This is a genomic window from Streptomyces ossamyceticus, assembly GCF_001418475.1.
Classification (GTDB): Bacteria; Actinomycetota; Actinomycetes; order Streptomycetales; family Streptomycetaceae; genus Streptomyces; species Streptomyces ossamyceticus.
This window is the reverse complement of record NZ_LIQX01000018.1, coordinates 1-7,314: the sequence shown is the minus strand read 5'-3', so window position 1 is coordinate 7,314 and position 7,314 is coordinate 1. Positions and strand designations below refer to the sequence as shown.

The 7,314-nt window shown below is 72.5% G+C and carries 8 protein-coding genes and 1 pseudogene; 8 read left to right on the top strand and 1 reads right to left on the bottom strand.

Translation table 11 applies throughout. The annotated features are described in order from the left end of the window. From AOK15_RS01670 to AOK15_RS01650, 5 genes are all read left to right on the top strand, one after another. Window positions 1-1,201: aminotransferase class I/II-fold pyridoxal phosphate-dependent enzyme (locus AOK15_RS01670; RefSeq protein WP_157870142.1), on the top strand; the 1,201-nt coding region annotated here is incomplete at its 5' end. Between the two features lie 88 nt (window positions 1,202-1,289). Then, window positions 1,290-1,598, top strand: coding sequence for a hypothetical protein (locus AOK15_RS01665; RefSeq protein WP_055511919.1), 309 nt, complete (start codon window positions 1,290-1,292; stop codon window positions 1,596-1,598). Next, window positions 1,595-2,779 (top strand): class II histone deacetylase, encoded by a 1,185-nt coding sequence (locus tag AOK15_RS01660; RefSeq protein WP_240508262.1) that lies wholly within the window; start codon window positions 1,595-1,597, stop codon window positions 2,777-2,779. Before AOK15_RS01665 ends, AOK15_RS01660 begins: the two co-directional genes overlap by 4 nt. Then, the gene (locus AOK15_RS01655; RefSeq protein ID WP_055511917.1) at window positions 2,772-3,611 is read left to right on the top strand and encodes a thioesterase II family protein; all 840 of its coding nucleotides are present in this window, start codon (window positions 2,772-2,774) and stop codon (window positions 3,609-3,611) included. Before AOK15_RS01660 ends, AOK15_RS01655 begins: the two co-directional genes overlap by 8 nt. After that, complete coding sequence (locus AOK15_RS01650) at window positions 3,608-5,176, top strand: MFS transporter (RefSeq protein WP_055511915.1); 1,569 nt, start codon at window positions 3,608-3,610, stop codon at window positions 5,174-5,176. Before AOK15_RS01655 ends, AOK15_RS01650 begins: the two co-directional genes overlap by 4 nt. A gap of 19 nt (window positions 5,177-5,195) precedes the next feature. Here AOK15_RS01650 and AOK15_RS01645 read toward each other — a convergent pair whose 3' ends face one another. Beyond that, the gene (locus AOK15_RS01645; protein ID WP_055511913.1) at window positions 5,196-5,630 is read right to left on the bottom strand and encodes a VOC family protein; all 435 of its coding nucleotides are present in this window, start codon (window positions 5,628-5,630) and stop codon (window positions 5,196-5,198) included. A gap of 110 nt (window positions 5,631-5,740) precedes the next feature. Between AOK15_RS01645 and AOK15_RS01640 the strand changes: the two genes are divergently transcribed. The 3 genes and pseudogenes from AOK15_RS01640 to AOK15_RS41615 form a co-directional block, all read left to right on the top strand. Then, window positions 5,741-6,499: a 4'-phosphopantetheinyl transferase family protein gene (locus tag AOK15_RS01640; protein ID WP_079058245.1), complete on the top strand. Its 759-nt coding sequence runs from the start codon at window positions 5,741-5,743 to the stop codon at window positions 6,497-6,499. Between the two features lie 100 nt (window positions 6,500-6,599). After that, complete coding sequence (locus AOK15_RS01635) at window positions 6,600-6,953, top strand: VOC family protein (protein ID WP_240508261.1); 354 nt, start codon at window positions 6,600-6,602, stop codon at window positions 6,951-6,953. A 44-nt stretch (window positions 6,954-6,997) separates the two neighbouring features. Beyond that, window positions 6,998-7,314: pseudogene (locus AOK15_RS41615) on the top strand (hypothetical protein); the annotation flags it as partial.

Below are 7,314 nucleotides of genomic sequence, written 5' to 3'. Positions count from 1 at the left end.
CCGGCCCGGCGGGACCTTCCTGGACCGGCGTATCGACGCCCTCTCCGTGGACGACCGGGTGATCGTCGCGAAGGACGAGTACTTCTACGAGCCCGTCATCGAGGAGGCGCGGGGCGCCCACATCAAGTTCGACGGCCGCTGGTTCCTCAACTTCGCCTCGTACAGCTACCTCGGGCTCATCGGCCACGACTACATCGAGCAGCAGGCGCTGCGCGCGGTGGAGCGGCACGGGACCGGCGCCCACGGGGTGCGGCTCCTCGCGGGCACCCTCCATCTGCACCGTGAACTGGAGCTGACGCTCGCCCGGTTCCTCGGCACCGAGGACGCCGTCGTCTTCTCCAGCGGCTACATGACGAACGTGGCGACGGTGGGCGCGCTGGTCGGCCCCGGCGACGTCATCATCGGCGACGTCTACAACCACGCCAGCATCCTCGACGGCTACCGCCTCTCGGGCGCCCGGGTCATCACGTACGCGCACAACGACCTCGCCGACCTGGAGCGCGCCCTGCGCAAGGCGGGGGACGCGGGCCGACTGGTCGTCACCGACGCCGTGTTCAGCATGGACGGCGACGTCGCCGACCTGCCGGGCATCGTCGAGCTGTGCGAGCGCTACGACGCCCCGCTCATGGTGGACGAGGCGCACAGCCTCGGTGTGCTCGGCCGCACCGGGCGCGGCATCACCGAGCACTTCGGCATCGACCCGGCCCGCGTCGACGTGAAGATGGGCACCCTCTCCAAGACCGTGCCCAGCGCGGGCGGTTACGTCGCCGGGTCCAGCGACCTCGTCTTCGCGCTGAAGAACAACGCGCGCGGCTGGATGTTCTCCGCCGCGGCCACCCCGGCCCAGGTGGCGGCCGCCCGGGCGGCCATCGAGGTGATCGACGCCGCGCCCGGACTGCCGCGCGAACTGCGGGCCAGGACCACCCGCTACCGGGAGCGGCTGCGGGCCCTCGGCTTCGACACGCTCACCGGTGAGACGCCCGTCGTGCCGGTCATCTGCCGCAGCGCCGAACAGGCCGGCGCCATGGCCCGCATGTGCCAGCAGGACGGGCTGTTCGTGCAGCCGATCGTCTACCCGGCGGTGCCGCGCACGCTGCCGAGGCTGCGGACCATCGTCAACCTGAGCCACTCCGAGGCGGATCTGGACTCGGCCGTCACGACGCTGGAGAAAGCCGGCCGCGCCTGCGGCCTCATCACCTGACACACGCCCCGGACACGCGGCGGGAAGCCGCGTCGGCCGGGTGGCACGGCACGTCGCACGCACACACGACGAGCAAGGGGGAACCGACATGGCGGACATCGACAAGACGGCGTTCTTCTCGGCGGTGCTGAAGACCATCGCCTCGACCCGTAACCACAACACCGACCAGGACGAGCACATCAAGGGCGTGGTGGAACCGGCCGCGCGCATCCGCTCCGTCGAGGAGGAGGTCGCCGAACAGCCGCTCACCTCGGGGCGGACCGGTGAGGTCCTCGACCTGCTGGAGACGACGTTCCGGGCCAAGCGCACCCCGGACGAGGAACGGGAGTACTACCTCCAGTACATCGAGAAGGTCTCCGGCGTCAGCCGCGCCTCGCTGGGTGTGTCCGCCGGGTGAACACGTCCGACCTCGCGTGGTACAGCCACGAGATGTGCTTCTGGCACGACCCCGGGCCCGGCTCGGGGTACGTGCCCGTCGGCCCCGGTGTCGAACCGCTCCGGCAGTTCGCGGTCGACCCCGATCTGCGCCGGGCCGAGGGGCTGGTCAAGGCGTCCGGAGTGCTGGACCGGTACACGTGCGTGACGCCGACGCCCGCCACCGACGAGGACCTGCGGCTGGTGCACGTGCCGGAGCACATCGAGCGCGTGGAGGCGGTGTCGGCGTCCGGCGGGGGCGACGCCGGCGTGTACGCGCAGGTCAACTACCACAGCGCGCACGCCGCCAGGCTCGCGGCGGGCGCCTCGGCGCAGGCCGCCGAGCAGGTCCTGGACGGGCGGTTCCGGCGGGCGTACTGCCTGGTCCGCCCGCCGGGCCACCACGCGGAGCCCGACCGGGCGATGGCCCTGTGCCTCTACAACAACGTCGCCGTCGCCGCGCGGGCCGCGCAACGCCGCGGGGCGCGCCGGGTGATGATCCTGGACTGGGACGTGCACCACGGCAACGGCATCCAGCGGGTGTTCTACGACGACCCGGACGTGCTGTACGTGTCGATCCACCAGGACGGGCTGTTCCCGGCGGCGTCCGGCCACGTCATGGAGACCGGGACGGGGGCCGGCGCCGGCAGCACGCTCAACGTGCCGCTGCCCCCGGGCTCGGGCCACGGCGCCTACCTCGCCGTGGTCGACCGGGTCGTGGAACCCGCGGCGCGCGCGTTCCGGCCCGAGCTGATCCTGGTCGCGGCGGGCGTCGACGCGGGCGGCCACGACCCGATGGGCCGCATGATGTGCACCAGCCGCACGTTCCACACCATGACGTCCACGCTGTGCCGCCTCGCCGACGAACTCACCGGAGGCCGCGTCGTCTTCGTCCACGAGGGCGGCTACTCGGCGTGGTACCAGCCGATGCTGGTGCTCGCCACGGCGAGCGCGATCGCCGGACTGCCCGCCCCCCAGGACCCGTTCCTGCACTCCCTGGACCATCTGCCGGGCCAGCGCCTTCAGGGCCACCAGAGCCGGGTCGTCGAGCATCTGCGGGCCCATCACCCGCTGCTGGCCCGGCGATCGGCCGACACCCACGCCAGGACGGACACCGGCACCGACACCGGTACCGGCAAGGGGCGGGCGGTGACCGATGCGTGACTGGTGGAGCACCGTGGGCCCCCGGCTCGCGCCCCGCTTCCGTGTGGTGGCCTTCCCGCACGCCGGCGGATGGCCCTCCGCGTTCCGCTCGTGGGCGCCGCTCCTGGCCCCGGACGTGGAACTCGTCGTCGCCCAACTGCCGGGCCGGGGCGCCCGGATCACCGAGCGGCCGCTCACCCGCGTCGAACCCCTCGTCGACGCCCTCGGCGCGGCCCTCGCGGAGCTGCCCGAACTGCCGTACGCCGTCGTCGGGCACAGCTTCGGCAGTGTGCTGGCGTACGAACTGACGCGCACGATGGAGCACAAGGGGCTCGCGCCGGAGCTGCTCGCCGTCTCGGCGCGGCAGCCCCCGTGCTTCCCCGCCGAGCCGCCCTTCGCCCACCTCAGGAGCGACACCGAACTGGTGGAGCACCTGCTGGACATCGGCGGTATGACGCCCCGACTGCTGGACCGGGACGACCTGGTCCGGCTGTCGCTGCGGGCGATCCGCGCCGACCTGGAGGCGATGGAGCACCACGAGCGGCCGCTGTCGGGCACCGGCGTGCCCATCCTCGCGCTCGGCGCGGTCGACGACCCCGTCGTCGTCGCCGAGCGGCTGCACCTGTGGTCCCTGGAGACCACCGGCGGCTTCCGGCGGCTGATGTTCCCCGGCGGCCATTTCTACCTCTACGAGCCCGCGTCCGCCGCTGCCGTCGTCCACCGCCTGGTGGCCGGCCGTCCCGGCGCACCGCACGCGGGCACCCCGTACGGGGGCCGGGTCCCCCGTACGTCCGGCCGCCCGGTATCCGTTCCGGGCGGCGGTTCGAAGCACCTGTTGAAGGAGACGAGTTGAGCACCATCGCCGATACCCCCCACCGGGCCGGGCCACGGGAGTGGCTGGGCCTGGCCGTGCTGGCGCTTCCCACGCTGCTGCTGTCGATCGATGTGAGCGTCCTGCACCTGGCGGTCCCGCACATCAGTGAGGCGCTGAACCCCTCGGCCGCGCAGATGCTGTGGATCATCGACATCTACGGCTTCCTGATCGCCGGCTTCCTGGTGACCATGGGGTCGTTGGGCGACCGCATCGGCCGCCGGAAGCTGCTGCTGATGGGCGGCGCCGCCTTCGGCGTGGCCTCGGTGGCGGCCGCCTACGCGGACGGCCCGGCCACGCTGATCGCGGCGCGCGCGGCGCTCGGCGTCGCCGGTGCCACCCTGATGCCGTCCACGCTCGCGCTGATCACCAACATGTTCCGGGACGGCAGGCAGCGCGGTGTGGCCATCGCCGTGTGGGTCACCATGTTCTCCGTCGGTATCGCGCTCGGCCCGGTGGTCGGCGGGGCCATGCTGGAGTACTTCTGGTGGGGGTCGGTGTTCCTGCTCGGGGTGCCGATCATGGCGCTGCTGCTGGTGGCCGGTCCGATGCTGCTGCCGGAGTACCGCGACGAGCAGGCCGGCCGGGTCGACCTGGTGAGCGTGGCGCTGTCGCTGGCGGCGATCCTGCCCGTGATCTACGGCTTGAAGGAGATCGCCAACGACGGGCTGTCGGCGCTGCCGCTGCTGGTCCTCGCCGCGGGCCTGGTCATGGGCGTGGTGTTCGTGCGTCGGCAGCGCGGCCTGGACAGCCCCCTGCTGGACTTCCGTCTGTTCGGCAACCCGGCGTTCCGCACGTCCTTGGTGACGCTGCTGCTGAGCATGCTGGTCGCGGGCGGCACCTATCTGTTCGTGACGCAGTACCTGCAACTCGTCGGCGGCCTGTCACCGATGATGGCCGGCCTGTATCTGCTGCCCGCGGCGTTCGCGCTGATCGTGACGTCCGTGGTCTCCCCGGTCGCGGCGAGCAAGGTGCGGCCCGCGTACGTCGTCGCGGTCGGCCTGGCCGTGTCGGCGCTGGGACACCTCATGCTGGCCCTCGCCGACAGCACCTCCGGCATCGCGCAGGTCGTGACCGGTTTCGCCTTCGTGTACGCCGGTGGCGGCCCGCTCATCGCGCTGGGCACCGACATCGTGGTCGGCTCGGCGCCGCCCGAGCAGGCGGGTTCCGCGGCCGCGATCTCGGAGACCAGCACCGAGCTGGGCATGGCCCTCGGCGTCGCGATCCTCGGCAGCGTCGGCACGGCCGTGTACCGCAGCGAGGTGGACGTGCCCGCGCGGATCCCGGACGGTGCCGGTGACACCCTCGCCGAGGCGCTTCAGGCCGCGAAGGCCCTGCCGGCGGACGTGGCCGCCACGTTCGTCGAATCGGGCCGGGCGGCGTTCACCGAGGGCATGAACGTCATCGGTGTCGTCGGCGCGCTGCTCGCCCTCGGGACGGCCGTCCTCGTGGCGGTCGTCATACGGACGCCGCCCACGGGCGCCGGGGAGCAGGCCCAGGAGCCCGCCGAGAGCCCGGTCACGCCCGCGGAGCAGCCCGCCTCCTGACCGGGAGCGGGCCGCGGCCTCACGCGCCGGGGCGCTCCGTGTAGGCGGCGGCGTGCTCGGCGCTGGGGGCGATGGTGGTGATGACGTCGACGAGGACGCCGTCGGGGGCGGCCACGATGAAGTGGCGTTGCCCGAAGTCCTCGCTGCGCAGGGGGAGTTCGGGCTTCAGCCCGGACTCCTCCACGAGCCGGGCGTACTCGGCGTCGACGTCGGGCACCTCGAAGTTGAGCAGGACGCCCTGGGCGGGGCGGCGGTAGGCGTCCGGGATCGTCTCGTGGGCCGCGTCGACCAGGGCGAGCTCGTAGTACGGCGGCTCCGGCCGGCGGAGACTGACGTACCAGTCGTTCTCGAAGGTCTTCTCGAATCCGAGCAGGACCGTGTAGAAGTCCGCGGCTTCCCGCAGCCGCGGGGTGCAGATCACCGGGTAGAAGCTGGTCACGGCGGAGGGCGTCATGGTGTCACCGTTCTGAGGTGGGCACGGGTCGTTCGAGCGCGGGTGGCGTTCGTCGTGCCAACGAGGGAACGCCTCCACCGTCACGTCGAGGGCAGCGGAACGGGGGGCGCATGGCGGCCGCAGTGCCGAGCTGTCCGGAGTCGCCGCAGGTGTGGGCCGTACGCAGACCGCCGCCGTGGGACGAGGCGCTGAGCCTGTCGCTGCTGGACGCGGACGAACGGCGCAGGGCCCGCTCGTTCCGGCGCCCCACGGACCGTTCCCGCTACCTCGCCACGCATGTCGCGCTGCGTCTGCTGCTCGCCGCGCACCTCGGCTGCCACCCCGTGGACGTCCTCCTCGGGCGGGCTCCGTGCGCGAGGTGCGGCGGACCGCACGGACGGCCCGTTCTCCTGGAGAGCGGCGCCGGCCCGCACTTCTCCCTCTCCCACTGCCCTGGCCTGTCGCTCGTGGCGATCGCGGGGGTGCCCCTGGGCGTGGACGCCGAGCGGATACCCGGCCGCCGGACCGTCGCGTCGTGCCTGGAACGTCTGCACCCGCAGGAGCGGCGCGAGGCCACCGCGGTGCCGGAGCGGGAAAGACCCCTGTGGTTCTGCCGCCTCTGGGCGCGCAAGGAGGCCTATCTGAAGGCCCTCGGCACCGGCCTCGGCCGCGCGCTGGACCAGGACTACCTGGGCGACCGCGACCCGCCCGGGGCGCCCCGGCGCCCGCCCGGCTGGACCGTCCGCAACCTGCCGTGCGGCCCCGCGGACACCACCCACGCCGCGGCGCTGGCCGTGCCGGAGGGCACCCCTGTACCCACCGCGCCGTACGAACTGAACTGGCCGTTCGTGTACGGGCGTTGGTACGGCGGAGCGGGCGCGGGGGGATGACCGGCCCGTGTTGACATACCGATGGTACGTCATTAAGTTCGCTCGCATACCTTCGGTACGTGACTGGAGATGGCACTCCATGCTGACCAGCCTCTGTCCGGTGATCCGCACCTTTCGCATCGAGGAGTCCCGCGCGTTCTACACCGACCTGTTCGGCTTCAAGGTCACCGTCGAGACGGAATGGTCCGTCGGTCTCGGCCGGCCCGGACCGGCCCCCTGCGAACTCCTCCTCGTCGACCCCACGCACCCGGCCCTCCCGGAGCCTTTGCGACGGCCGATGAGCGTGGTCCGGTTCACCCTCGAGGTGGAAGGCGGACAAAGGGAGTTGGAACGGGTCGCCGCCTGCGCGGCCCCGACCGGAGTGCGACGGTCCGGCACCGAAGGACCGGAATGTGGCGACGTGCTCGTCACCGATCCCAATGGAGTGAAGATCCGCGTGATCGCACCGGAATGACCCCTCGGTGCGCGCGGGATCGCTGGTCGAGGGGGAGAGCGGTCATGCCCGGAAGAATCGACGCCGAGGTCGCGGTAGCGGTGATGCGCGCCGCGGGACTCGAACCACTGGAGCCCTACCCGGGGGCCAACGTGGCCTGGAACAGCCGCTGCGCGAAGAACGCCCACCACGTCGCACCCACCTTCACGTCGGTACGCACAGGAGCCAGCGCGGGATGCCGCCACTGCGGACGCATCGCCGCGGGGGAGCGGCGACGGGCCGCCGGCCGGGCGCAGGCCGAGGCCGACATGCGCGCCGCGGGCTTCGAACCGCTGGAACCGTACCCGGGGGCCAGGGTCCGCTCTGTCTCTAATACACATCC

Excerpts from the sequence above, each read along its gene's own strand:
- AOK15_RS01640 (WP_079058245.1), top strand. The coding sequence starts at position 5,741 with ATGGCGGCCGCAGTGCCGAGCTGTCCGGAGTCGCCGCAGGTGTGGGCC.
- AOK15_RS01665 (WP_055511919.1), top strand. The coding sequence starts at position 1,290 with ATGGCGGACATCGACAAGACGGCGTTCTTCTCGGCGGTGCTGAAGACC.
- AOK15_RS01645 (WP_055511913.1), bottom strand. The coding sequence starts at position 5,630 with ATGACGCCCTCCGCCGTGACCAGCTTCTACCCGGTGATCTGCACCCCG.
- AOK15_RS01655 (WP_055511917.1), top strand. The coding sequence starts at position 2,772 with ATGCGTGACTGGTGGAGCACCGTGGGCCCCCGGCTCGCGCCCCGCTTC.